The sequence below is a fragment of the Nitrincola alkalilacustris genome, from assembly GCF_008973755.1.
Classification (GTDB): Bacteria; Pseudomonadota; Gammaproteobacteria; order Pseudomonadales; family Balneatricaceae; genus Nitrincola; species Nitrincola alkalilacustris.
Map to the genome: position 1 here is coordinate 435,531 of NZ_WBOM01000002.1, position 23,709 is coordinate 459,239.

19 protein-coding genes are annotated in these 23,709 nt (G+C 53.9%); 14 read left to right on the top strand and 5 right to left on the bottom strand.

Annotated features, from left to right (window positions below; all coding sequences use genetic code 11):
* Window positions 1-25: 25 nt before the first annotated feature.
* On the bottom strand, window positions 26-1,183 hold the full coding sequence (locus F7R27_RS04865) for an acyl-CoA dehydrogenase family protein (RefSeq protein ID WP_151703086.1): 1,158 nt from the start codon (window positions 1,181-1,183) through the stop codon (window positions 26-28).
* 132 nt (window positions 1,184-1,315) lie between these two features.
* On the opposite strand from F7R27_RS04865, the gene F7R27_RS04870 reads away from it, so the two are divergent.
* Window positions 1,316-2,338, top strand: coding sequence for an AraC family transcriptional regulator (locus F7R27_RS04870; RefSeq protein ID WP_151703087.1), 1,023 nt, complete (start codon window positions 1,316-1,318; stop codon window positions 2,336-2,338).
* On the opposite strand, the gene F7R27_RS04875 is transcribed toward F7R27_RS04870, so the two are convergent.
* Entirely contained in the window at window positions 2,323-2,805 is a 483-nt protein-coding gene (locus F7R27_RS04875; protein ID WP_151703088.1) for an Lrp/AsnC family transcriptional regulator, read from the bottom strand. The genes F7R27_RS04870 and F7R27_RS04875 overlap by 16 nt on opposite strands.
* 215 nt (window positions 2,806-3,020) lie before the next feature.
* Between F7R27_RS04875 and F7R27_RS04880 the strand changes: the two genes are divergently transcribed.
* The 5 genes from F7R27_RS04880 (at window position 3,021) to F7R27_RS04900 (ending at window position 11,225) form a co-directional block, all read left to right on the top strand.
* Window positions 3,021-6,560 (top strand): indolepyruvate ferredoxin oxidoreductase family protein, encoded by a 3,540-nt coding sequence (locus F7R27_RS04880; protein WP_151703089.1) that lies wholly within the window; start codon window positions 3,021-3,023, stop codon window positions 6,558-6,560.
* Window positions 6,561-6,900: 340 nt separating this feature from the next.
* Window positions 6,901-8,115 carry a M24 family metallopeptidase gene (locus F7R27_RS04885; RefSeq protein ID WP_240776236.1) on the top strand — a complete coding sequence of 405 codons (1,215 nt, stop codon included), beginning with the start codon at window positions 6,901-6,903 and terminating at the stop codon, window positions 8,113-8,115.
* Window positions 8,116-8,147: 32 nt separating this feature from the next.
* On the top strand, window positions 8,148-9,218 hold the full coding sequence (gene dctP, locus F7R27_RS04890; RefSeq protein WP_206060376.1) for a TRAP transporter substrate-binding protein DctP: 1,071 nt from the start codon (window positions 8,148-8,150) through the stop codon (window positions 9,216-9,218).
* 115 nt (window positions 9,219-9,333) lie between these two features.
* Window positions 9,334-9,933, top strand: coding sequence for a TRAP transporter small permease (locus tag F7R27_RS04895; RefSeq protein ID WP_151703090.1), 600 nt, complete (start codon window positions 9,334-9,336; stop codon window positions 9,931-9,933).
* Window positions 9,930-11,225 carry a TRAP transporter large permease gene (locus F7R27_RS04900; RefSeq protein ID WP_151703091.1) on the top strand — a complete coding sequence of 432 codons (1,296 nt, stop codon included), beginning with the start codon at window positions 9,930-9,932 and terminating at the stop codon, window positions 11,223-11,225. The genes F7R27_RS04895 and F7R27_RS04900 overlap by 4 nt, the downstream gene beginning before the upstream one ends.
* Before the next feature lie 8 nt (window positions 11,226-11,233).
* Here the strand turns inward: F7R27_RS04900 and F7R27_RS04905 are convergent, their stop codons facing one another.
* Complete coding sequence (locus tag F7R27_RS04905; RefSeq protein WP_151703092.1) at window positions 11,234-12,109, bottom strand: LysR substrate-binding domain-containing protein; 876 nt, start codon at window positions 12,107-12,109, stop codon at window positions 11,234-11,236.
* A gap of 140 nt (window positions 12,110-12,249) precedes the next feature.
* On the opposite strand from F7R27_RS04905, the gene F7R27_RS04910 reads away from it, so the two are divergent.
* The 4 genes from F7R27_RS04910 to F7R27_RS04925 all read left to right on the top strand — a co-directional run bounded on the left by F7R27_RS04910 (window position 12,250) and on the right by F7R27_RS04925 (window position 16,209).
* A complete protein-coding gene (locus F7R27_RS04910; RefSeq protein WP_151703093.1) occupies window positions 12,250-13,374 on the top strand; it encodes a GlxA family transcriptional regulator in 1,125 nt (374 codons plus the stop codon).
* Between the two features lie 89 nt (window positions 13,375-13,463).
* Entirely contained in the window at window positions 13,464-13,937 is a 474-nt protein-coding gene (locus F7R27_RS04915; RefSeq protein WP_151703094.1) for a hypothetical protein, read from the top strand.
* A 215-nt stretch (window positions 13,938-14,152) separates the two neighbouring features.
* Window positions 14,153-15,088 (top strand): 6TM ABC transporter family protein, encoded by a 936-nt coding sequence (locus F7R27_RS04920; RefSeq protein ID WP_151703095.1) that lies wholly within the window; start codon window positions 14,153-14,155, stop codon window positions 15,086-15,088.
* Window positions 15,088-16,209, top strand: a complete 1,122-nt coding sequence (locus tag F7R27_RS04925; protein ID WP_151703096.1) for a toxic anion resistance protein — start codon at window positions 15,088-15,090, stop codon at window positions 16,207-16,209. The genes F7R27_RS04920 and F7R27_RS04925 overlap by 1 nt, the downstream gene beginning before the upstream one ends.
* A 31-nt stretch (window positions 16,210-16,240) precedes the next feature.
* Here the strand turns inward: F7R27_RS04925 and F7R27_RS04930 are convergent, their stop codons facing one another.
* Window positions 16,241-16,870 (bottom strand): LysE family translocator, encoded by a 630-nt coding sequence (locus F7R27_RS04930; RefSeq protein ID WP_151703097.1) that lies wholly within the window; start codon window positions 16,868-16,870, stop codon window positions 16,241-16,243.
* A gap of 258 nt (window positions 16,871-17,128) precedes the next feature.
* Here F7R27_RS04930 and F7R27_RS04935 point away from each other — a divergent pair, with 258 nt between their 5' ends.
* From F7R27_RS04935 to F7R27_RS04950, 4 genes are all read left to right on the top strand, one after another.
* Window positions 17,129-17,446, top strand: coding sequence for an HPF/RaiA family ribosome-associated protein (locus F7R27_RS04935; RefSeq protein ID WP_151703098.1), 318 nt, complete (start codon window positions 17,129-17,131; stop codon window positions 17,444-17,446).
* Between the two features lie 148 nt (window positions 17,447-17,594).
* Window positions 17,595-17,825, top strand: a complete 231-nt coding sequence (locus tag F7R27_RS04940; protein ID WP_151703099.1) for a DUF2798 domain-containing protein — start codon at window positions 17,595-17,597, stop codon at window positions 17,823-17,825.
* Window positions 17,826-18,026: 201 nt separating this feature from the next.
* On the top strand, window positions 18,027-21,251 hold the full coding sequence (locus F7R27_RS04945; RefSeq protein WP_151703100.1) for an ATP-binding protein: 3,225 nt from the start codon (window positions 18,027-18,029) through the stop codon (window positions 21,249-21,251).
* Window positions 21,248-22,165, top strand: a complete 918-nt coding sequence (locus F7R27_RS04950; RefSeq protein ID WP_151703101.1) for a GGDEF domain-containing response regulator — start codon at window positions 21,248-21,250, stop codon at window positions 22,163-22,165. Before F7R27_RS04945 ends, F7R27_RS04950 begins: the two co-directional genes overlap by 4 nt.
* Here F7R27_RS04950 and qhpG read toward each other — a convergent pair.
* The gene (gene qhpG, locus F7R27_RS04955; RefSeq protein WP_151703102.1) at window positions 22,159-23,616 is read right to left on the bottom strand and encodes a flavin-dependent monooxygenase QhpG; all 1,458 of its coding nucleotides are present in this window, start codon (window positions 23,614-23,616) and stop codon (window positions 22,159-22,161) included. The two genes, F7R27_RS04950 and qhpG, sit on opposite strands and share 7 nt — an antisense overlap.
* Window positions 23,617-23,709: the final 93 nt, after the last annotated feature.

A 23,709-nucleotide genomic window follows, 5' to 3' on the forward strand; every position in this document is an offset into this window, starting at 1 on the left:
GTTGTCAGTAAAATCACGCTATCGTTCAGCGAATCTCATTAAGTAGCTCTCGGGCAATGATAATGCGTTGTATCTCGCTGGTACCCTCGTAGATCGAGGTCACGCGCACATCACGCGCATGGCGCTCCAGTGGGTAATCCTGAATATAGCCATAACCACCGAGCAGTTGCAGCGCGGTGTAGCAGGCCTGGTTGGCTTTTTCCGATGCAAACAGCTTGGCCATCGAGGCTTCCTTGGAGAAGGGCAGGTCGCGCGATTTACGATCTGCTGCACTCAGCAGCAGCAGGCGGGCAGCTTCCAGGTCAGTATAGGTATCCGCCAGCATCCACTGCAGGCCCTGAAAGTCGGCCAGAGATTTACCGAACTGCTGGCGCTCGGTGATGTACTGGCGCGCATAATCCATGGCCGCCTGCGCGACGCCAAGTGCCAAAGAGCCGATACCGATGCGCCCACCAGCCAGCTCAGTGATAGCAATCCGGTAGCCCTGATTCAGCTCTCCCATCAGCGCATTGGCTGGCACGCGGCAGTTCTCGAAGCGCACTTCGTTGGTACAGGACGCGTGCTGTCCCATCTTCTTTTCTGCTTTGGAGATGATCAGGCCGGGTGTGCCGCGCTCCACCAGAAAGCAGGAGATCCCCTTGCCACGCGGCAGGCTGGAATCGGTCACCGCCCAGACAACAAAGACGCCTGCATACTCGGCGCTGCTGATAAACTGCTTCGTGCCGTTCAACACCCATTCATCGCCATCGCGCACGGCGGTGCTGCGCATGCCGGCCGGATCGGAACCAGCGGTGGCTTCGGTCAGGCAGAAGCTGCCGGCCGGGTATTCACCGCTGCAGATGCGCGGCAGATAGGTGGTTTTCTGCTCTTCGCTGCCGACTGCCTGAATCACCTCTGCCACCATATTGGTGACCGATACAGACACTGCCGTTGAGGCACAGCCTCGGGCCAGCTCGGTGATCGCCAGGCTGAAGGCGATACTGTCGGCACCAGTGCCGCCATACTCGGGATCGATCGTCAGCCCCATAAAGCCAAGTTCAGCCAGCTGCGAGAGGATGTTCAGAAACATCTCTCGGTCACCTGTCTGATCCAGCTTTTCGGCCACCGGTGCGAGCTCGTTCTCGGCAAACCGGCGCGCCATCTCCTGAATCATCGTCTGTTCTTCTGTGAAGCTGAAATTCATGGGGCTCTCCTGAGTCTATGAGCAATCATCTGTACTATCGCCTGAATGCAGGTTACATAAAATGACAAAAATTGACTGATTGAGTCACAAAATGTGACACTTGTATCGATTATCCACTCCTGAGGGCCAAGCATGGCAACGGTCGATATACAGTATGTCAGAGCTGCGCTGAACTGCGTGCGGCGCAGGGGGCTGGGTGTGGAGCGGCTGCTGATCGAAAGTGGCATCGATGGCGCTCTGCTTGATCAACCGGGAGCACGGGTGCATGGTGACTGCATGACACGGCTGGTGCAGCTGATCTGGATCTGGCTGGATGATGAGTTCATGGCCTGCACCGAGCATCCGTGCAAGCGGGGCGTATTTGCCCTGATGGCGCGCCATGCACTGCATTATGAAACCCTCGATGCGGTGCTGGAGCAGGGGATACAGCTGTATAACCTCTTCACGGATGATATCTGGATGCAGCTGAGCCGACAGGGGGATCTGGCGCGGATCGAGATCCGCTTTGCCCGGCCCGATCTGGACCCGGATGGCTTCTTCAGAGAGTTCTGGATGGTGATCTGGCACCGTTTTGCCAGCTGGCTGGTGGGGGAGAAGATACTGCTCGACAGTGCCGGGTTTGATTTTGTCGCGCCAGCACATCTGAATGAGTTGAAATATCTGTTCCCCTGTCGGCACCAGTTCGAGCAGCCTGCACTGACGTTGACTTTCAGCGCCGACTATCTGGAGCGCGCAGCGGTCAGAACGCAGCAGGATCTGGCCGTTTTTCTTCGGCGCTCGCCTGCCGATCTGATCACGATTCCTGGGCGTGAGAGCAGTTATGAGGCACGTATCCGCTCACTGCTGTTACATCAGCAAGGAGAGTCGTTGCTGTGCCCTTCATTGGAGGCGTTGGCCCGTCACTTCAATACCAGCAGCCAGACACTCAGGCGTCGGTTACGGCGCGAGGGCACCTCTTATCCGGCGATCAAGGCGGGTATCCGTCAGGATCTGGCAGTTGAAAAACTGCTGCTGCACAAGCTCAGTATCGCGGAGGTCTCGCGGCAACTGGGATTCAGCGAGCCGCGAGCATTCAGTCGTGCTTTTCGGCAGTGGACCGGGTTGACGCCTGCGGCATATGTGGAGCAGCAGCGGGGTGATCAGCGCTTCAGATGATCCAGCGGCAAGTCTGTTTTATAGCGCACCTGCTTGAGTGAAAAGCTGCTGCGGATGCTGTCGATCCCCTCGATCAGGGTCAGATGATCATCCAGAAAACGCTGGTAGGCCATCAGGTCGGGCACCACAACACGGATCAGATAATCAAAATCGCCGGTCATCAGATAACACTCCATCACCTCCGGCCACTGGGTCACGGCCTCCTCAAACGCCTGCAGATCCTTCTTCAGCTGATGGCTGAGCGACACCTGAATAAACACATTCACCGAAAGCCCCAGCTTCTGTGCTTCCAGCAGCGTCACCTTGCCGCGGATATAGCCTCTCTCCTCCAGAATCCTGACTCGGCGTGAGCAGGGGGAGGGCGATAGGTTCACCTTTTCGGCCAGTTCAAGATTGGAGATGCTGCCATCTGCCTGGAGTGCTTCCAGAATCCGGTAATCGATCTTGTCCAGGGGTGGTTGAGTCATGTGTGTGGTCCGTTGATCCAAGGGATGCGAATTCAGCTTCTGTGAGCCGGTTTTACCCTTTAGTGCTTAAAATTAGCACAATTGACTATTTAAATATGATTATTAGTGATCTATGCCAATAAATCTTTCTATCGCGCTTACTTTGGCATAAATGCCTACGCCTGTCATGGTAATTTTTTGGCATCAAAAATAAGAATTTCTGAGGCCTGTTCACCATGCTATTCGACAAGGATTATCAGCTCACCGACCGCTATACCGAGACCGAGGGGCGTGTCTTCATGACCGGCATTCAGGCGCTGGTCCGTTTGCCACTGATGCAACGTCAACTGGATAAGCGACAGGGACTGAATACCGCCGGTTTCATCTCCGGCTACCGTGGTTCGCCACTGGGCGCATATGATCAGGAGCTGTGGCGCAGCAAGCAGTTTCTGGCAGAACAGGATGTCCACTTTGAACCGGCTGTGAATGAGGATCTGGGAGCGACGGCTGTCTGGGGCACTCAGTTGATCGATTATTACCGTGAAGATGCCAGCAAGGACGGTGTCTTCTCCATCTGGTATGGCAAGGGGCATGGTGTCGATCGTTCGACTGATGTGTTCCGCCAGGCCAATGTGCAGGGCACGGCAAGGCATGGTGGCGTGCTGGCGCTGGCAGGCGATGATCACACCGCCGAATCTTCCATGTTTCCGCACCAGACCGACCAGGTGTTTGAAGCGGCGATCATGCCGATCCTGTTTCCGTCCTCGGTGGAGGAGTATCTGACGATGGGGCTGGCCGGTATCGCCCTGTCGCGCTACTGCGGCCTCTGGGTGGCGATGAAAACCATCACCGAAACCGTGGAGAGCGGGGCATCTGTTGAGATCCCGCCCCTGCCCGAGTTTGTGATTCCCGAGGATTTCGTAATCCCGCCACATGGCTTGAACTACGATTGCCATCTGCAGTGGCCCGCTGAGCGGATCGAATATGAACGGCGCATGATCGAGGAGCGTGCCCCGGCTGCGCATGCCTTTGTTTATGCCAACAAGATTGATCGGGTGATTCTTGAGGCGCCACAGCGTCGATTCGGCATCGTCACGGTCGGCAAGGCGCATGGTGATCTGCTGGAGGCGTTCCGCCAGCTCAATATCAGCGATGCTCAGCTGCAGGCAGCCGGTATCAGCATCTATAAGGTGGGTATGAGCTGGCCGCTGGAGCCACGTGGTATCCGTGAGTTTGCTCAGGGCATGGAGTCGCTGCTGGTGGTGGAGGAGAAGCGCCCGCAGTTGGAGAAGCAGATCAAGGAGCAGCTCTATAACTGGCCGGCCGATCAGCGCCCGCATATCTATGGCAAACGCGATGAGCAGAATCGTGTTCTGCTGCCGGAGGTGTTTGCCTTCACGCCGGAGATAGTGGCTCGCGCCCTGGCCTGGTGGCTCAGGGATACGCCGCTGGGACAACTGATGACACAGCATCTGGATCAGATCCCGCTACCCTGCACCACAGCGTCAAATCCAGGGATTGCACGTGCTCCCTACTTCTGTGCCGGCTGCCCGCACAACACCTCAACCAAGGTGCCCGATGGCAGCATCGCCGGTGCCGGGATCGGTTGCCATATCATGGCGCTGAGCATGGATCGCAAGGCCAAGACCTTCACCCATATGGGTGGCGAAGGGATCCACTGGGTCGGGCTGCACCGCTTCTCGAACCGTAAGCACATGTTTCAGAATCTGGGCGATGGCACCTATCAGCACTCGGGTGTGCTGGCGATCCGGCAGGCGGTGGCCAGCAATATCAACATCACCTACAAGATCCTCTATAACGATGCCGTGGCGATGACAGGCGGGCAGAAGGCCGAAGGTGAATTGTCACCGGCGCGGGTTGCTCAGCAGGTGTTGGCAGAAGGCGTCAATCGCGTTGCGCTGGTCAGTGATGATATCGCCAAGTTTGCCACTGATCCCGATCTGCCGGCCAGGGTGACCCGGCATGGCCGCGAGGAGCTGGATGCCCTGCAGCATCAATTCCGGGAGATAGAGGGCGTTACTGTCATTATCTATGAGCAGACCTGTGCGGCCGAGAAACGCCGCCGTCGCAAGAAGGGGCTGCTGATCGATCCCGATCGCCGCTTGTTCATCAACGACCGGGTCTGTGAAGGCTGCGGCGACTGCTCGGTGCAGTCCAACTGCATCGCCATCGAGCCTAAAGAGACAGCATTCGGGCGCAAACGTCAGGTGAATCAGTCCACCTGCAACAAGGATTTCTCCTGCGTGAAGGGCTTCTGCCCCAGTTTCGTGTCCGTTGCCGGGGCGCAGATCCGCAAGCCGGATGCGCGTCAGATCGAGGTACTGGAGCAGCAGGCCCTGGCGACTCTGCCATCGGTCACACCCCCTCAGTTGCAGGGTAACTATGCGATTCTGGTGGCGGGAATCGGTGGTTCCGGTGTACTGACGATCGGTGCTCTGTTGTCGATGGCCGCTCATCTGGAGGGCAAGGGTGCGACAACACTGGATTTCACCGGCCTGTCGCAGAAGAACGGCGCGGTGGTGGCACATGTGAAGCTGGCACCGACACCGGCTGATATTCATGTACCGCGTATACTCGATGGCAGCGCCAATCTGCTGCTCGGCTGCGATATGGTGGCGGCGATGGGCAGCATGACCAAACTGTGCAAGGGTCTGACGCATTCGGTGATCAATACCGCGGAAGTGCCGGTGGCCGCGTTTGTCGAGAACAATGATCTGTTTTTTCCTGCCGGCGAGATCAAGAACGCTTTTGTAGCCCAGACCTCGGCGGAAGCGGTCGACCTGATCGATGCGACAGGCCTGGCCGAAGCGCTGTTCGGCGATGTGATCGCCACCAACCTGTTCATGGTCGGCTTTGCTTACCAGAAGGGTCTGATACCGCTGAGTGAAGCGGCCATCGAACGCGCGATTGAGCTCAATGGTGTGGCTGTGAGTTTCAACCAGCGTGCGTTTCGCTGGGGTCGTCTGGCGGCGGCTGACCGGCAGGCGGTTTACCGTCTGATCGAAGAGTACAAGGGTACCGCCGACGGCACAGCGCAGAGCCTGCAGACACTGGATGAGAAGATTGATCACTTCTATCGTGAGCTGATCGCCTATCAGGATGAGGCCTATGCCCAGTCCTATCTGAATCAGATCAACGAGGTGCGCCGACAGGAACGTGAACGGCTGGGGGCGGAGGGTGAGCTGAGCAGTCTCGCAGCCCGATACCTGTACAAGGTGATGGCCTACAAGGATGAGTATGAGATCGCACGTCTCTATACCGATGATGCCTTCAGGCAGAAGCTGTCGGCGCAGTTTGATGGCGACTTCCGACTCACCTTCCATCTGGCACCACCACTGCTGGCGCGCCGCGACAAGCTGACTGGCCAGCCACGCAAAATGGCGTTCGGTGAATGGGTGCTGCCGCTGTTCAAGGGCTTGAATCGATTGAAAGCTCTGCGTGGCACGCGCTGGGATCTGTTCGGTTATACCCGTGAAAGAAGAGCGGAACGCCAGTTGGTTCAGGACTATCGGGCACTGATGACAGAGGTGATGAGCCGGGTGACTCGCGACAGTCTGCCACTGGTCCGTGATCTGTTGAGCCTGCCGGAGCAGGTGAAAGGCTATGGGCATGTCAAGGAGGGTAATCTGACCCGGATGCGCGAGCAGTGGACGCAGTTGATGACGCGCTGGGCGGGGGAGGAAACCAGGAAACGCTCGCAGCCTGAGATAACCGATGCTGCCGGGCGTAAGAAAGCCGAGCTGCTTATCGACTGAAACCGATATTTGATTCTGCACGCCAGTCTCATCGGGCACAGCCCCCTGGTGCCCGATGAGGCTTTTGTTTAAATCTATCCCACTCTATCCTGCTACCTGTTGCTCTACTTATACCTCCACTCTTGATCCAGGCAACGCTATCCCTCTGTTTTTCTTTCATCATTTGCATCACAAATGAAATCATCATCACTATTAATTTCTAAAATACATATCCCGGGCCTACTATCCTTTCAAGCGAGTTTTGTCATGCGTCCCTACTGATGGATGTGATGCGAAACCGCTGATCGACTTTTCACAGTTATAAGAACATAAGTCACAAAACAAAAGCGGGATAGCAAACATGATCACGATGCCAAAAAACCTGACTCTTCCCAATGGTTCCAAGGTGAAACCCACCTTCAGCAAGGCAGAGCTGGAGAGACGACTGAACCGGTTGCGTCAGCATATGGCCGAGCAGCAGATAGATGCCGTGCTCTTCACCTCTTATCACAACATCAACTACTACAGTGACTTCGTTTACTGCCGTTTCGGCCGCGACTACGGTCTGGTTGTGACGCAGGAAGGTTATACCACCATCACGGCGAATATTGATGGTGGCCAGCCCTACCGTCGTAACCAGCTGGGTGACAACCTGATCTATACCGATTGGCACAAGGATAACTTCTATCATTCCGTGATGCAGTTGATCGGTGGGCGGGCACGGGTCGGGGTCGAATATGATCACCTGACACTGCAGAATCAGCAGAAACTGCAGGCGGCCTTGCCAGGCGCGGAGCTGGTGGATATCGGTATCGCGACAATGAAAATGCGCATGCTCAAATCTGCCGAGGAGATCGAGTTGATCAGGCAGGGTGCGCGCATTGCCGATGTTGGTGGAGCAGCCATTCGCGATGCGATTGCGGTGGGTGTGCCCGAGTACGAAGTGGCACTGGCTGGTACTCAGGCGATGGTGCGTGAGATCGCCCGTACCTTCCCTCATGGTGAGTTGATGGATACCTGGGTCTGGTTCCAGTCCGGGATCAATACCGATGGAGCGCATAACCCGGTCACCTCACGCAAAGTGCAGGCGGGCGACATCCTCAGCCTCAATACCTTCCCGATGATTGCCGGTTATTACACCGCGCTGGAACGAACGCTGTTTGCCGAACACGCCTCAGACCGTCATCTGGAGCTCTGGGAGATCAACTGCAAGGTGCACCGCCGTGGTTTGGAACTGATCCGCCCGGGTGCGCGCTGCTGTGATATCGCTGCAGAATTGAACGAGATCTTTGCCCAGCATGACGTGCTGCAGTATCGCACTTTTGGTTATGGTCACTCCTTCGGCACGCTGAGTCACTACTATGGCCGCGAAGCGGGTCTGGAGCTGCGTGAAGATATCGACACAGTGCTCGAGCCCGGCATGGTGGTGTCGATGGAGCCGATGCTGATGATTCCAGAAGGTCGCCCGGGAGCTGGTGGTTATCGTGAACACGATATTCTGGTGGTGGGAGAGGGCGGTGCCGAAAACATCACCCGCTTCCCGTTCGGGCCGGAGTACAACATCGTCCGCGGATAAGCTTTTTCCATAAGGCCCTTCATGCCTCGGCCATGAAGGGCTGTCACTTCACAAATAACAAAGAAAAGAAGAGACCAAAGATGAAAATGATCAAGCGAGCCTTGTGCAGATCTCTAGCTGCTTTTTCGATCGTAACATCTGTCAGCATGAGCACCCTTTCATTTGCTCAGTCACAACAGAGCCACATTCTGGCTCATGTCATGCCTACGGATCACATTTTCCATAATGTTTCTGCAGTTTTCATGCGCAAGCTTGATGAACTGTCAGATGGATCGGTATCCATTCGCTATCATCCGGGAGGTGACCTTGGAGATTGGCAGACCATCACGCAACAAGTGATGCAGGGAGCCCTGCCCATGACTATGGCTTGGTCTAACTCTGAGCTCGATCCACGCCTTGATATTGCCAACCTTGGTTATGTGGCTGATGACTGGGACACTGCCGCCAGAGTATATGGACCTGGCAGCAGTATGGATGAGTTGTTCTCAACAATTTATGACGGCTTGAATGTTGAGCTGCTGGGCACATTGCCGACGGACTTTACCGGCTTTGTGGTGCGTCGTGGCGTTAAAACCCCTGAAATTTTCCCGCAGGACGCAAGAGGCTTCAAAATACGGGTACCTAATTACCCAATGGCAATAGATCGCTATCGAGCATTAGGCTTTTCAGTTGTGCCAATGGCATTTTCCGAGGTGCATATGGCACTTCAGACCGGTGCTATAGATGGCCGGGCATTTTCTCCCCCATATGAAGTTCTTCTGTTCAGCGATGTGCTGCAGACCTACGTTTACACACGAGAATCGTTTGAACCCACTTTCTGGCTTGCAAGCAAGCGCTGGATGGCCAGTCTGTCTGAGCAGGAGCGCACATGGGTTCGTGAAGCCGCTGACCACGCAACCCGCTGGGCCTGGGAGAATGCTGAGCTGCTGAGTCAGGGTTGGCTGGATAAAATTCGTGCAGCTGGCATCGATGTAGTTGAACTGGATCCTGAAGTCGCCAAGGCCTACAAGGCAACAGTGCTGGGTGTCGAGTGGCCGATTATGGAGCGGCTGTTAGGGAAGGAAACGATGGATCAGCTCAAGGTTATTGCTGGACTTGAGTGATAGCTCGACTTGCTATCCGCTCATCCACTTGAGTCAGTATGCTCGGGTGGGTGAGTGGCGATCTGACCCCCGGGATGTCTGAACGTCCCGGGCCTTGACTCCAGGGAGCATAATAATGACAACATCCTTTTCACCCCATTCCGATACTCGTTTGCTTGATCCTGTTAGTCCTGTTCCTTTGAATGATCAGAGTGGGCTGACGCGACTTCAGACCATTGAACGCCAGTTTTCAAATTTAATTGCATTGGCAATGGTGCTGGCATCTGTGAGTATGGGCCTGCTCATGGCAGTACAGGTTTTCTTGCGCTATGGGCTTGAGTCACCTTTTCTGGGTATAGAAGAGCTGGCGCCCATGCTGGCACTCTGGTCGTATTTCATGGGTATGGTTCTCGCAACCCGCGAAAGAGAACATATATCGGGTGGATTGATCACACTCATTACCCGCAATCCCGTGTTGCTGCTCTCCATACGACTCTTTGGCAGCGTCCTTTGCCTTGGTGCAAGCCTGGTCTTCGGCTATTTTGCCTGGAAGTTTGCCTCCTTCAACCTTGAGCTGGGCACTCGCAGTATCTACATGCGATGGCCTCGCTATCTTTGGGATCTAAGCATGGTTGCAGGCTTCTTTATGATGGCTGGATATCTGTTGCTGCAGATACTGGCTGAGTCAAGCAAGCTGCTCTCATTCATTCTCAAGCGTCGGGCGCAAAACTCATGACTTTATTCTTTATTGCGATTGCCGTTATTGTCGTTCTGATTCTTCTGGAAGTACCGGTTGCATTTGCATTCGGTATTGCGGCATTGGTCTACGGCTTTCTGAGTGGTACTGATCTTTCTTTTCATGCTGGTTATGGGTATGCACAGATCAGCTCTTTTTCGCTATTGGCACTACCTCTTTTCGTTTTGTCAGGGACCCTGATGGGAACGGGTGGTATATCAGATAGATTGCTTAATTTTGTAAATGCTTTTGTTGGCAGGACCAGGGGTGGGTTGGGAGCAGTAACTGTCCTCAGCTGCGCACTTTTTGGTGCCATATCTGGAAGTGCCTCCGCTGCGATTGCAGCAATTGGCCGTATCATGGTGCCACGAATGGTACGTGAGGGTTACCCTGCTGGACATGCTACAGCCTTAGTAGCCGTTTCATCGGTATTGGCACTGATGATTCCCCCCAGTATCCCGATGATCGTGTTTGCAATTGCTACTCGTCAGTCAGTCGCCAAGGTGTTTCTGGCCACTATGATGCCAGGCATTTTGCTCGCGTTGATATACTGTGCGCTGAACTTTTTGTTTTTGAGAAATAACCGAAGTATTCGAGTGGCTGAACCTCTGCCATTACAGGCAGTAGGCCGTGAAATATGGCAAAACGGGAAGCGTGCATCTTTAGCGGTCATCATGCCCTTCATCATTCTGGGGGGTATTTACAGCGGCATTGCTACACCGACAGAGGCAGGAGCTGTGGCGCTTGTTTATACGCTGTTGGTTGGCTTTCTGATATATAGAACACTGACTTTCCAGAAGGTTTTTCAAGCCGGGCGTGAGGCTGCGATTTTAACCGGATCCGTCATCATGGTGCTCTTTTTTCTTTTTGTCATGAGCAGAGGAATGATTCTGGCTGATATTCCTAACCAGTTCGCAGGTATGCTTTTGACAATATCTGATAATAAAATAGTTCTTTTGCTGATCATCAACCTGCTGCTGCTTATCATGGGCATGATTGTTGATGACGTGTCAGGAAGTGTGCTGGCTGCCATTATTCTCATGCCTGTGGTTAATGAGCTGGGGATTGATCCGATCCACTTTGCTGCAATAGTGGGTACAAATCTTGGTTTGGGTAACATATCACCTCCCTGTGCACCTTTGTTATATATGGCTGGTGGGGTATCTCGATTGTCTCTGGATCAATATATTGGACCTACCATGAAGTTTCTTCTTCTGGGGCACCTTCCGATGGTGCTGTTGGTAACTTTTATTCCTGAAATCAGTCTGTTTTTACCTGGACTGTTGGACTGAAAAAGCATTCATAATGTCTGAAATCGCTTGCTTTCATTTAAGCCTGTTTTCAGATAATCCAGTAGTATCTCCACCGCAGGTGAAAGGTGCTCAGTACTGTAGTTGAAACCAATCGCCACCTCGCCCAGTGAGGGCAGGTGGCCAAGTGCCTTGTCAGTTCTCAGGCGTGAAAGGGTTATCGTACTCGCCAGTGCTGAAATACCCAGCCCTGCTTCAATTGCAGCCTGAATCCCCAATAGGCTCGGTGTTGAATAGACCACTCGCCAGGGGATGCCGGCACTGCTCAGGGCGTCGGTGATATGCTGGCGATAGACGCAGCCTTTAGGATAAAGCACCAGTGGCACCGGCTCACCTGGTTCAAGTTTAAACCCTGGTGCACTGATCCACGACAGGGGTTCAATGATCGCATCTTCCGCCAGAATCTCATCCGAAGGGTATTCATCCATACTCATCACCAGATCAAAGTGACCACGGCGATAATCCTTGCGCAGGTTGACACTCAGATCACTGCTGACATCCAGCGTGACATTTGGATAAGCATTGGAGAAGCGTGCCAGTGCCAGCGGCAGAAAAGAGACCTCGAAGTCGTTGGGAATACCCAGGCGGATAGAGCCGCTGACGGAGGGCATCAGCATGCGGGTGACGGCGCTGTCATTCAGATCCAGAATTTTTCGGGCATACTCATACAGGGTTTCTCCCTGCGGGGTCAGGCTGAGGCTGCCGCTGCGATTGAACAGCGCGAGATTCAACATCTCCTCCAGCCGTTTCATCTGCAGACTGATGGCTGGTTGTGAACGACCCAGTTTTTCGCCTGCCTGTGTGAAACCCTTCAGATCATGAATGGTGACAAAGGTTCTTAACAGATCCATCGGCAGGTTTTTCATTTGATCTGGCTCCCGAGCTGGCTCGTATTTGTGTTAGTTATGGTCTGATTATATGTATTAATTTCTAAAATGCACCTGCGGCCTCTAAGATGGGATGACGAGTATGCCGCTTGGCGGTCTTCATTCAATAAAGGTTAATCATGATGCGGATATCTCAAGCGATCACTTCACCTGTTGCCCATGACCTTATGAACCATGACACTCTTAATCAGAGCCTTCTGAATCATGCTGCACTGAACAACATCTCTGTTGGGCACAAGCCCTTGGCTGAGAAGGTAGCAGTGCTGCCACCTTCTGCAACTGCCATCAGACACAGGCTGAGCGTGATGTTTGTGCTGTTGAAAAACTTTTCGATGGCATCCTTTACCAGTGCGGTGGATGCGCTGGTGACGGCACGGTTGGTTGACTCGACGATAGAGATCAAGACCCACACCTGCAGTATTGATGGAGAGAGGGTGATGAGCGATATCGGCATAGAGGTGGTGGTGGAGGCGCTGCCGCGCATCACTGCAGAGAGTCAGTTTGACATGCTGGTAATCTGTGGTGGCTATCGCACGCCGCTCATACCGGATGGGCGTATCCATGCCCTGATTCAATCCGCAGTGCAGCACAATAAATGGGTGGGTGGACTCTGGAATGGCAGTTATTACATGGCTCAGGAGGGGCTGCTGCGTGGCAGTGAGGTCAGTATCCACCCAGACAGCCTGGCACTGCTGTCTGAGAGCTTCCCGGCTGCTCATCCCAGTGATCGGGCGTATGTGATCAGTGATCGACTGTTCAGCTGCGCCGGTCCCGGCAGTGCCATGCAGGTGATGATCGAGATCTGTGGTCAGATTTTCGGCCATTCCATTCAGCGAGGCATTCAGGTGATTCTGGCCTGTGATATGCCAGCCTCCGAGGGGCCAAGTCTGGTCCGGCGCGATGGCGAAACACAGCTCCCTTATAGTCTGCGGCTCGCGATTGAGTTGATGCGCAGTAATATTGAGGAGCCATTGTTGCTGGAGGAGATTGCCCGCTATGTGAATCTGTCCCGTCGACAGATGGAACGGCAGTTCAGCCGCTATCTGGATATGACCCCATCCAGATACTATATTGATATCCGGTTGCAGCAGGCCAGGCGTCTGTTGCTGCAGAGTCATCTGCCGGTGATTCAGGTTGCAGTGGCCTGCGGGTTTATCAGTCCGGCACACTTCAGCCGCGCCTTTCGTGCCACCTTTGGTGTGTCCCCTAATAAGCTGCGTTTTCAGCAGAACAACGATGAGTAATATTCAGGTTATTGAGCGGCTTGCTGCTTGTCTTGGGGAATGGTTTTGCTACACTGTACATAATTTGAACAAAAGCAGAGTCGTGTCAAATGGATATCAGTTCAGCGCTGAGCAGTTTTTCCAATCTTGGTGCCAATATCGGTGTTGCCGCTAACCCGACTGGTGCCAATGCTGATCAAGCGTCTACTAATCGTAATGAGCCTTCTACCTCCTCTGCGGTCGCGCAAGGTCGTGCAGAGGCGGGTATTCAGGTCAATATCAGCAGTGCAGCACAGGAAGCACTGCAACAGGAGCTCAATGGCCAGCGTGTCGGCAATGTGAGTCAGTCAGAGTTGACCTATAACAATGCCGGGCAACTGGGGAATAATCCGCTAACTGCTGGCCCGTCTGACAATGCCGGTGCCCAGACCAGCCCACAGCCAGCTTCCGATGCGGATGATATCCGCAGCAGCGCGCTGGATAATCTGACATTGGGTATTGGCGCTGGCGAACCACAGCAAACATCCGCTCTTGAAAACTCCGAGCGTGAAGCCGTCGAATCCATCGGTGGCGAAGTCTTCTGATCTTCCTCTTTCCGCACCGGCCTGAGTCACTGACTCGGGCTGGTGTCTCTTTGTGCATCTGATCATCGCTCCAGCATCGATAAACCTGCCAACTTTGCCGGGATAATTGGGTTGCCTGCAGGACAGGTGTATGATGGGCCACTGAACTAAGAGCATCTGTTTACAGAGGTTTTTACTGTTCGCTTGCAAGGCATAACTATCCAGGGATTGAGCGCATGCTGTCATTTCTGCAGGGCTTTGCCATAGGCCTGTTTCTTATGTGTGGTCCATGGTTTATCACGGGGCTATTCAATCCGGGGCTGGTATTGCCGGATGATCGGGCCGATCGTTTGAACGTGTTCAAGCGCTATCTGTTCGTGATCCCCTTTCTCAGCTTTATTTTGGGCCTGACCTCACTCTGGGGGGGCTTCGGGCCGAGCCTGGCTGGCTGGTTGGCGGGGCTGGGTGTGTTGTTTGTCTGGGTTCCGGTTGAGCGCAGGGTGCGTGGCTTTCTGAACAGGCGGCGCCTGAAAAAAGCCGAGCAACAGGCGCAGGCTGAACTCCAGGCGAACCGAGCTGCCCATCTGAAGGAGCAGTCGACGGCGAGTCTCGATCTGGATGATCCGGCAGAGCAGCATGACCCGATTGTCAGATCCCTGCAGCGCTGTAAGGAGCAGCTCAGGAAGGTGGCGCTGGATCTGGCTCAACCGGACAGGTTCTATACTCGATACATCACTCTGCAGAGCTTGCTCGCACAAAGATTCGAATCGGGCGAGCTGGCGATGCAGCGTTCACAGACGTTGATTCAGGATGTGTATGGCAGTGTTATCCATCGGCTTGATCGTATGGTCGAGCTCCAGGTGCAATTGAACGCGCTGGATCCGGCCTTTATCCGGCGCCGACTGGATGATTCAGCGTTGATAGGCAAAGAGCGACTGGCGCTTGAGGCACGCTGGACACTGGTCGAGACAAGCCGCCGGCATTTGGATCAACTCAAGGCCGACAATGAAACAGCGCTGACGGCACTGGACACCACCAGTATTGCGCTGATGCAGCTGCAAACGTCCGATCCGGGTGTTCCTGATGCCGATAAGGTGATGGCAGAACTGGATCGTTTCAATCAACGTGTTGCTCAATATGAACATGTCACTCAATCAAGGAAGGCACGATAATGGAGCCACTCGCACTACCTTCACCGGAACAGCTTGAAAAGGAGCTGGATCTGAACAGCGCAGCGCCCGAGCCGGAGCAGATGAGCGATGAAGCGCTGCGCTTTGTTGAGTCCCTGTTCACGCAACCGCCACAGGTGCAGCGCAGCCAGATTGATCAACTGGGGCTGAATGCTCAGACCGAATCAGCGCGCCAGGCCAATCTGCTGAATACGCCGATGGAGCAATTGGCTGGCCAGAGCAATGACGCCAGCGAGGTGGCCCGCGCCCTCAGTGATCTGCGCAACATGATGCAGCAGCTCAAGCCGGATCATCAGGCACTAGAGGCCAAGGGGATAAGCGGCCTGCTGAGCCGTCTTCCCGGCGTGGCCACTCCGGTTCAGCGTTACTTCAAACGTTTTGAAACCGCACAGGATACCCTGAACCGTCTGATCAAGGGGCTGGAGGCCGGCCGTGACAGGCTGAGTCGAGATAATGTCACTTTAAGCCATGATCAGCAGGATATGCGGACCTCGCTGGGGGCGTTGCAGCGCCATGCAGCGCTGGGAATGAAGATTGACGAAGCGTTGCAGTCGCATATTGCCCGAAAGGATGGAGGCACTGAATCCACTTCATTTATTGAGGAGGAGCTGATCTTCCCATTGCGGCAGCGGATCCTGGATCTGCAGCAACAGCAGGCGGTGTGTCAGCAGGGGATACTGGCGGTAGAGGTGATTATCCGTAACAATCGCGAGCTGATCCGCGGAGTGGACCGTGCCCTGAATGTGACCATGTCGGCACTGCGCGTGGCGGTTACGGTAGCGCTGGCTCTGGCCAATCAGAAACTGGTGCTGAATCATATCGATGCCTTGAATGAGACCACCAACGATATGATCGCCGGCACCGCTCAGGCGCTTCGTCAGCAGGGGGTGGATATTCAGACACAGGCGGCATCGGCGCAACTGGATATGCAGGTGCTGGAACAGGCCTTTGAAGATATGCTCGGCGCACTGGATGATCTGTCCAGCTATCGACAAAAGGCACTGCCGGCCATGACCGAGCAGATCAAACGCATGCAGGAGCTTACTAAACGTGGGCAGGCCTCGATTGATACGCTGGCCTCTGGTGAGCAGGCAGCAACCTGAGGCAAGGTCCTTCAGGAGCCAGTACCCGGTTTCAAGCTGTCTGTTCCAGAAACTGCCACAGCATGCGCAGTGCCAGCAGCGCGAGGAGTATGGCAAAGGTACCTTCAATCCAGGGGCGAAAGGTCAGAAACTTCTGACGAGTGGCTGTGGCTGACAGTAGCAACGCCACCAGCAGGTACCACAAGGTATCGATACTCATCGCCAGCAGTGCGATCAGCCCTTTGGTACCCAGTGCATTATCTGCTTCAAAAAACTGGCTGAACAGGGCAACAAAAAACAGCGGCACTTTCGGGTTCAGAAAAGCGATCAGAAAACCATCACGCCAGGCTCTGCCCGAGGTGGTTGGTTCGGGCAGCGTTGCCGGGGCAGGGCGAAGGGCGCTGCGGCCCGCCTGTGTGGCGAGGTACAGCAGGAATAGAGCCCCGGCAGCCTGGATGACTGATCCCAATGCCGGCACCGCTACCATGACCGAGGCGATACCGATCACACTCAGAGCTGCATAGATGCCGATCCCCAGACCATGAGCCAGAGCCGCAATCATTCCCTGTTGTCGACCACCGAACACACTGTGCCTGACGATGATCGCAAGGCTTGGTCCCGGTGACATGGCCCCAAGTAAAAAAATCCCGGCCAGCGCCAGCCACTCACTCCACTGCAACATACTCAGTAAATCCCTTCAGGCGTGAATTAAATAGCGGCAAACATTACAGACTCCGGTTTTTTTCTTCAAGGCTTGTTTTTTCTTCAGGCTTTCAGGTGAACTCAGGGGCTGCATGGGTATCAGAACAGGGAGTTGCTTTTTTATGCACAGGGATGTGCTGTATGCTGGCAATGCAGGAGCAAATGCCAGCGATGACGCCTTTTGGTGTCAACTGAGGTAAGCTTTTTTTGAGTCAATAACTGAATAAAGGAAAACTTCATGCAGATTCAAGTCAACACGGATAAGAATATCGAAGGAACCGAAGCGTTGAAGCAGCAGGTTGCCTCTACGCTGGAGCGTATACTGGACCGGTTCAGTAACCATATCACGCGTGTGGAGGTTCATCTGAGTGATGAGAACAGTGCCAGTAAGGACACATCAATGGATAAGCGTTGTCTTCTTGAAGTGAGGGTTGCCGGCATGCAGCCAGTATCGGTCACTGATCAGGCTGATACGGTGGATCAGGTTGTCACGGGAGCTGCACGTAAAATGGTCAGTGCCCTCGACAGCGCTCTGGGTAAAATGAGTAAGAGCTGAGATTCTTTCAGGCTGCACCTGAATGACCACATTTGATCATTCAGAGCACTCAGGTGAGGCCGGATGTGCTTCACCTGCAGTCTTGTATTTGCTGGCCCAATCGGAGTAGTGTGTCGTCTATCAACTCTACGGATATTGGACAGATCTCATGTTCTTCTCACCCCGCTATACCCGCCTGGTCTTTACCTTTCTGATGTCTATTTACATGGTCAGTATCATGACGCTGGTGATTACACTGGTGAACACCGGCTTAGAGCCTGGCCTCCTTTTGCGATGGTTGAAGGCGTTTATCGTTGCCTGGCCTGTTGCCTTTGTGCTGATTCTGGTCGGCGCACCTCGCCTGCAGCAACTCTCAAACAAGATGATCCGGCAAGTCTGAGCTGCAAATCAGTGATTTAGAGCTGTTAGATTTCGATGTGTCGCCTTAGTGATTGTACATGTAACAAAATGAGTTTATTCTCGATATTACTCCGATTGAATGCCCATGCATGTTTAATTAATATCGCTGGGAGCTTATATGGAAAGGTGATGGGCTTCTTTTCGATGTTTGAATCATCCGCTCACTGACCAGGAATACAGGATGCGTTTAGCCCTCCTAAATCGTGTATCCAACTACTTTGCCACCTCTCTGGCAGCATCCACGCTACTACAGTTTGCACTGCGCATCACGCTGGTTGTGATTGCTGTCACACTGGTCAGCTACTGGCATATCGTATCCAGTCTGCAGGACATCAACGATGATGGCCTGCGCAATTACATCTCTGAACGTGCACAGAAAGAGAGTGATATCTTTCGCTCAGCCGAGAGTAACCATACCATCGCCAAAGCGGTGTTCACTGAATACTGGCAGGACCAGCACGCCAGTGAATCGCTGGATTTTGATCGTATCTGGCAACACTTCCCTGATGGCACTGTGCGTATTCCGCAAGCGGTCTTTGATGGTGTGATACGAGGGGATGGAAGTCGCAGTCACTCCATCTCAGGTTTTGTCGGACTGGGTGCGCCGATGGATGAACTGGAGTTTCGTAATCGGCTGGTGATCTCCTACTGGTTGATCTCACGCTTTGGAGAGGCCTGGAGTAAGGACTTCCCCAATTTCTACATCACCATGCCGGAAAATGTCGTACTGGGTTACTGGCCTGGTGTGCCTTGGGGGCTGGAGGCAGAGGCCGAGTTCGATATTACCCAGGAGGAGTGGTATTACGTGGCGGCCCCTGAGCATAATCCTGAGGGGGGTACAGTCTGGACCGGCCTCTATTATGACTATACGGTTGATCAGTGGATGGTCTCCAACATCACGCCGGTTGTGTTGGTAGACCAGCATTTGATCAATTTCGGCCATGATATCCTGCTGAATGATCTCTTTGAGCGTGTCTTTAATGATCGTCTTGAGGGTGCCTACAACTTTATTTTGCGCAGGGATGGGCGACTGATCGCGCACCCGGATAAGGTCGATGCATTGCGCGAGGCTGAGGGCCGGCTCTTTATTGAAGAGTTGAATGATCCTGCCCTTACCTCCATGTATCAACGAATCATGCAGGGGCTATCGCGCCAATCTGGCGATGTGATGCTGCTGGATGATCAACATAATGATGTATTACTGGCCGTTGCACCCATGCCAGGGCCGGATTGGCTGTTTGTCACGGTTTATCCAAAATCTCTGTTGACCTCTGTTGCGTTGGAAACCGCCCGCTTTATTCTCTGGCTGGGATTGATCTCACTGATCGTTGAGATGTTCATGTTGTATCTGGTGTTCCGTCGCAAGGTAATTGCACCCTTGAATACTTTTGCGCTGGCATCCGATCATGTCGCGAGTGGTCGCTATGATCTGAGCCGTGTTAACGGCATGCCGCAATTGCTCAAACAGGGCAATGAGACCGGATTGCTGGCGCGTACTTTTCAGCGCATGTCCAGTGATATTCAGAGCTATGGGCTGGAACTCGAGAGCAAGGTCGAGGCGCGGACCGAACAGTTGAAACTGGCAACAGAGGAGGCGAAAAAAGCGGATCACGCCAAATCCGATTTTCTGGCTCGAATGAGTCACGAGATACGGACACCGATGAATGCGATTATCGGGCTGAGCCGTCTCACATTGAACACCTCTCTGGACCCGGACCAGCGAGCGTATCTGGAAAAAATCCAGCTTTCTGCGGATCTGCTGATGGGTATCATCAACGACATACTGGATTTCTCCAAGATCGAAGCGGGCAAGCTGATGCTGGAAGAGGTGCCTTTCCAACTGCACGAAGTGCTGGATAACATCTCCCATGTCATCGCCTTGCGTGTCGAGAGTAAGGGGCTGACATTCATCAATGAGATAGATCCGGACGTTCCACTGTATCTGAAAGGGGATCCTCTGAGGCTGGGGCAGGTGCTGATCAATCTGGCGAATAATGCCGTCAAATTTACTGAGCAGGGACAGGTACAGATAAAAGTCTGGAGCGAGCGCACAAATGATCATCAGGTGACGCTGCACTTTCTGATTCAGGATACCGGCATTGGCATGAAAGCAGAGGATATGAAGCATCTGTTCAGTGCTTTTTCTCAGGCTGATGGCAGTATTACGCGTAAATATGGTGGTACAGGATTGGGACTGGCGATCTGTAAGCAATTGGTGGAGATGATGAATGGCCGTATCTGGGCTGATAGCGAGCCAGGTAAAGGTAGCCAGTTCCACTTTACTGCTGAGTTTGCGCTGTCAGATGGCAGGCAGTTTGAGACTGTCGATCCCAGATCTGACTGTCAGCCGGGTGCTGTCTTGCCAGAGAATAGTCATGATTTGATGAGCCGGGCGCGTATATTGCTGGTCGAAGATAATCCAATCAACCGCCTGGTTGCCGAGTCTTTTCTGGAAGAGTTTGGCGTAGAGGTGGATGCGGCCGAAACCGGCGCGATGGCACTGGATATGTTGAATTCCAAATCCTACCAACTGGTGTTGATGGATATTCAGATGCCGGAAATGGATGGATTGACGGCAACTCGTCTGCTGCGTGCGGATCCACGCTTCAGAGATCTGCCGATCATAGCGATGACTGCACATGCGATGTCAGGCGACAGAGAGAAGAGTCTTGAGGCTGGGATGAATGATCACCTGGTCAAGCCAGTCAGCGCGGATCAGCTTCATGCCCTGCTGGTGAAATGGTTGGGCGGCGGGACGGCAGTATCCTCTGACACCTTGGCAAAAACAGCACAGCAGATCCACTCATCTGGTCCTGATCTGCCTCGATGTCTGCCCGGTATCGATATGAATGAGGCCGTTGAGCATGCCCGCTATGACAATGCCTTGCTGCTGAAACTGCTGAAAAATTTCTATCATACCTATCATGATCTACCACTTAAGCTGGATGGCCTGGAACCGAAAGTGATCAGCGATCTGGCACATACCATCAAGCCACTGGCTATCTTTTTTGGCGCTAAACGTCTTGCAGACAGCGCTCGGAATCTGGAGCAGTCTGTACGTGGTGGTTCGGATGTCGACAGATCCCGAGCGGTATTCAGTGACGCCTTGCAGGAGGTGATGTCGGGCCTGGAGGAGGTGGTGGCACTGGCACCTGAGGAGTTCAGCGGCGTTTCCTTCGATCCCGAGAAGGCTGCCGGGTTGTTGAGTAGCCTCAAGGAGAAGCTGCTGGCAGATGATGCCAATGCCGAGCTGATAGTGCCCGAGTTACTAAAGTGCCTGCCAGGTGAGTCCTTTGCCTCCATGCTGGCAAGGCTGGAATATTATATCGATGATGTTGAGTATGAGCAGGCGCTTGAGTTGACTGCCAGTCTTTCCAGCAAGTTGCATGAAGAGTTATTGACATGAACAGTACTCCATTGGAAAGACAGCAGAAAGTACTGATAGTGGATGATGAGCTGCTGAATCGTAAACTGCTGGCCGATATTCTGCGTGATGACTACCGGGTGATTCTGGCCAAGAACGGATCGCAGGCTATTGAAATGGTCAACAAGCATCAACCCGATCTGATTCTGCTGGATATCATCATGCCCGGTGAAAATGGCTATCAGGTGCTGGTGACGCTGAAAAGCAACCCACAGACACAGGATATTCCAGTTGTGTTCATCAGTGCACTGGATACCGACCGGGACGAGGAGAAGGGGTTGGTTCTGGGCGCGACGGATTACATCTCCAAACCCTTCAGAAAATCGCTGGTCAAAGCAAGAATCGATAATCATATGCGAATGGTAAGTCAGCGAAAGCTGCTTGAGGAGCTGGCAAATCTTGATGGCCTGACAAATGTCGATAATCGACGCTGTCTTGAGCAGAATCTTGATGAAGAGTGGCGCCGGGCACAGCGCAACCAGCAGCCACTGTCGTTGGCCATGCTGGATGTGGATCATTTCAAGCAGTTTAATGACCACTACGGGCATGGCGGTGGCGATAAGGTGTTACGGCAGGTCGCCAGAGCGATGCGTGCCCAGATCAAAAGACCGGGAGACAGAGTTGCGCGTTATGGTGGAGAGGAGTTTGTGATCCTGCTGCCTGAGACCACACATCAGGATGCTGAGCGCATCATGGATAAGTTGCGTCAGGCGATTGTCGATCTGAAGATACCACATGATTATTCTGAGGCAGGTCCCTATCTGAGTGTCAGTATCGGTGGTGCGACACTCATGCCGAATGAGCATGAAGAGCCCATCACCCTGCTCAACAAAGCCGATGTGTCACTCTATCGGGCCAAGAATCTAGGGCGCAATCGCGTGATCTGGAATCAGTAACCGGAGCTCCTTTGTATCAGACGGCGCTGCCATAACCAGTGTAGTATGCGAAGACTGCTCTGAGCAGGTACTCGATGACTCCACTTTTCCACTATGTCTTCAAGCGTATCGCCGGTCGTGAGCAGCTCTATCAGAGGCACCAGTTCAATGTGCTCCACAAAGGCGATTGGGCGCTCGAGACTTGGATGGCTCAATGCCTTCGCTGAAGTGACGAGATCTCCCTTGAGTATCGGTAATGCCGTGAAGCTGGCTGCCGGGTGCAGCATCAGTTGTGTGTTTCGGGGCAGCGGGGTCGTTTCAGGGGAAATCGTCAGATCAGAAGCTCCGTCTGCCTCATGGCCTGCAGCGCGGGCCTGCCAGAACTCAGAAGCTGTGACAGCTGCCTGCTCTGCATAGAAGCGGCTTGCCCAGCGCTGATGCCGCGTGATGGTTTCCTGTTGTCGCTGTCGGTAAAACTCGGCCGCCAGCTCACCTCGCTCAGATAAACTGAGCTGTGTATGCACCACCACTGCCGCCTGCAGTGCCATGCTGATGGCAGACTGCACTCCCTGAGATGAGATGGGGTCCAGTGTGACGCAGGCATCTCCGACTCTGATAAGATCTTCACTGACAGGCGATTCGCTGTAGCTGGCGCTAGCGTTGCAGGCGGTGATCGGCCCTGTTGGTGAGTGATTGACAGGGGGCATCGGATTATCGACAAGCGTGCCGCTCAGACAGGGAGCGAGCAGGCTGGACCCTTGCAACTGTTGACGATAAAACCCTTCCAGATGATCCCTGCCAATACCTGAGCAGGTTTTAGGATCGACAAAAACACAGGCATTGATGAGGTTATCCGGCAGGGGAGCGCTCCAGAACCAGAGGTTTTCTGCGGCTTCCACACGGCTTTCCGGCCCAGTCATGCCACTGTTCTTCCAGTATCCATAGAGCGCTAGAGTGGCGACACCCAGGCGTTTGCGCTTGTTCGCCACCACGCTCTGTCCGCTGGCATCAATGAGATATTCACACTGAAGCAGCTCGGTGCGCCCTGCACGGTTCAGGTTCAGCTGCCATCCGCCGGCATCAAGACGCATGGCACTTGTCACACGGACCGGCTGCAGTATCTCAACACCCGCCTCGCGAGCGGACTCCAGCAGCAACTGATCAAACCGCCCTCGGTCGACCTGCAGCCCAGGCTCACCCTCATAGGTTTTAATACGTAACTCACCACCCCAGTGGATGATGGCCTGATGGGGACGGAGGAAGCCCGCTTCCTCCATGATCTCACGCAGCTCTAGCTGGTCAAGCAGTGGCAGGATGGCCGGTGTCAGCGATTCACCGATATGCGGGCGTGGAAAGAGTGACTGTTCGATAAGCCAGACCTCGTGTCCCAGCTCTGCAAGGCGCTGAGCAACGCAACTGCCTGCCGGCCCGCCACCCAACACACCTATCTCAACTCTTGCATAATCACTCATTCATGCTTGCCTGTTACCTGAACCTGCTACCCAAAACTGTTGCTCAAAGTGATCGTGTCATCTAAGGTTATGGTCGATCCCGCTATGCCACTC

Excerpts from the sequence above, each read along its gene's own strand:
- F7R27_RS04935 (WP_151703098.1), top strand. The coding sequence starts at position 17,129 with ATGCAGATTCAAGTCAACACGGATAAGAATATCGAAGGAACCGAAGCG.
- F7R27_RS04925 (WP_151703096.1), top strand. The coding sequence starts at position 15,088 with ATGGAGCCACTCGCACTACCTTCACCGGAACAGCTTGAAAAGGAGCTG.
- F7R27_RS04870 (WP_151703087.1), top strand. The coding sequence starts at position 1,316 with ATGGCAACGGTCGATATACAGTATGTCAGAGCTGCGCTGAACTGCGTG.
- F7R27_RS04885 (WP_240776236.1), top strand. The coding sequence starts at position 6,901 with ATGATCACGATGCCAAAAAACCTGACTCTTCCCAATGGTTCCAAGGTG.
- F7R27_RS04895 (WP_151703090.1), top strand. The coding sequence starts at position 9,334 with ATGACAACATCCTTTTCACCCCATTCCGATACTCGTTTGCTTGATCCT.
- F7R27_RS04875 (WP_151703088.1), bottom strand. The coding sequence starts at position 2,805 with ATGACTCAACCACCCCTGGACAAGATCGATTACCGGATTCTGGAAGCA.
- F7R27_RS04930 (WP_151703097.1), bottom strand. The coding sequence starts at position 16,870 with ATGTTGCAGTGGAGTGAGTGGCTGGCGCTGGCCGGGATTTTTTTACTT.
- qhpG (WP_151703102.1), bottom strand. The coding sequence starts at position 23,616 with ATGAGTGATTATGCAAGAGTTGAGATAGGTGTGTTGGGTGGCGGGCCG.
- F7R27_RS04865 (WP_151703086.1), bottom strand. The coding sequence starts at position 1,183 with ATGAATTTCAGCTTCACAGAAGAACAGACGATGATTCAGGAGATGGCG.
- F7R27_RS04940 (WP_151703099.1), top strand. The coding sequence starts at position 17,595 with ATGTTCTTCTCACCCCGCTATACCCGCCTGGTCTTTACCTTTCTGATG.
- dctP (WP_206060376.1), top strand. The coding sequence starts at position 8,148 with ATGAAGGGCTGTCACTTCACAAATAACAAAGAAAAGAAGAGACCAAAG.
- F7R27_RS04915 (WP_151703094.1), top strand. The coding sequence starts at position 13,464 with ATGGATATCAGTTCAGCGCTGAGCAGTTTTTCCAATCTTGGTGCCAAT.
- F7R27_RS04920 (WP_151703095.1), top strand. The coding sequence starts at position 14,153 with ATGCTGTCATTTCTGCAGGGCTTTGCCATAGGCCTGTTTCTTATGTGT.
- F7R27_RS04880 (WP_151703089.1), top strand. The coding sequence starts at position 3,021 with ATGCTATTCGACAAGGATTATCAGCTCACCGACCGCTATACCGAGACC.
- F7R27_RS04950 (WP_151703101.1), top strand. The coding sequence starts at position 21,248 with ATGAACAGTACTCCATTGGAAAGACAGCAGAAAGTACTGATAGTGGAT.
- F7R27_RS04910 (WP_151703093.1), top strand. The coding sequence starts at position 12,250 with ATGATGCGGATATCTCAAGCGATCACTTCACCTGTTGCCCATGACCTT.
- F7R27_RS04945 (WP_151703100.1), top strand. The coding sequence starts at position 18,027 with ATGCGTTTAGCCCTCCTAAATCGTGTATCCAACTACTTTGCCACCTCT.
- F7R27_RS04900 (WP_151703091.1), top strand. The coding sequence starts at position 9,930 with ATGACTTTATTCTTTATTGCGATTGCCGTTATTGTCGTTCTGATTCTT.
- F7R27_RS04905 (WP_151703092.1), bottom strand. The coding sequence starts at position 12,109 with ATGAAAAACCTGCCGATGGATCTGTTAAGAACCTTTGTCACCATTCAT.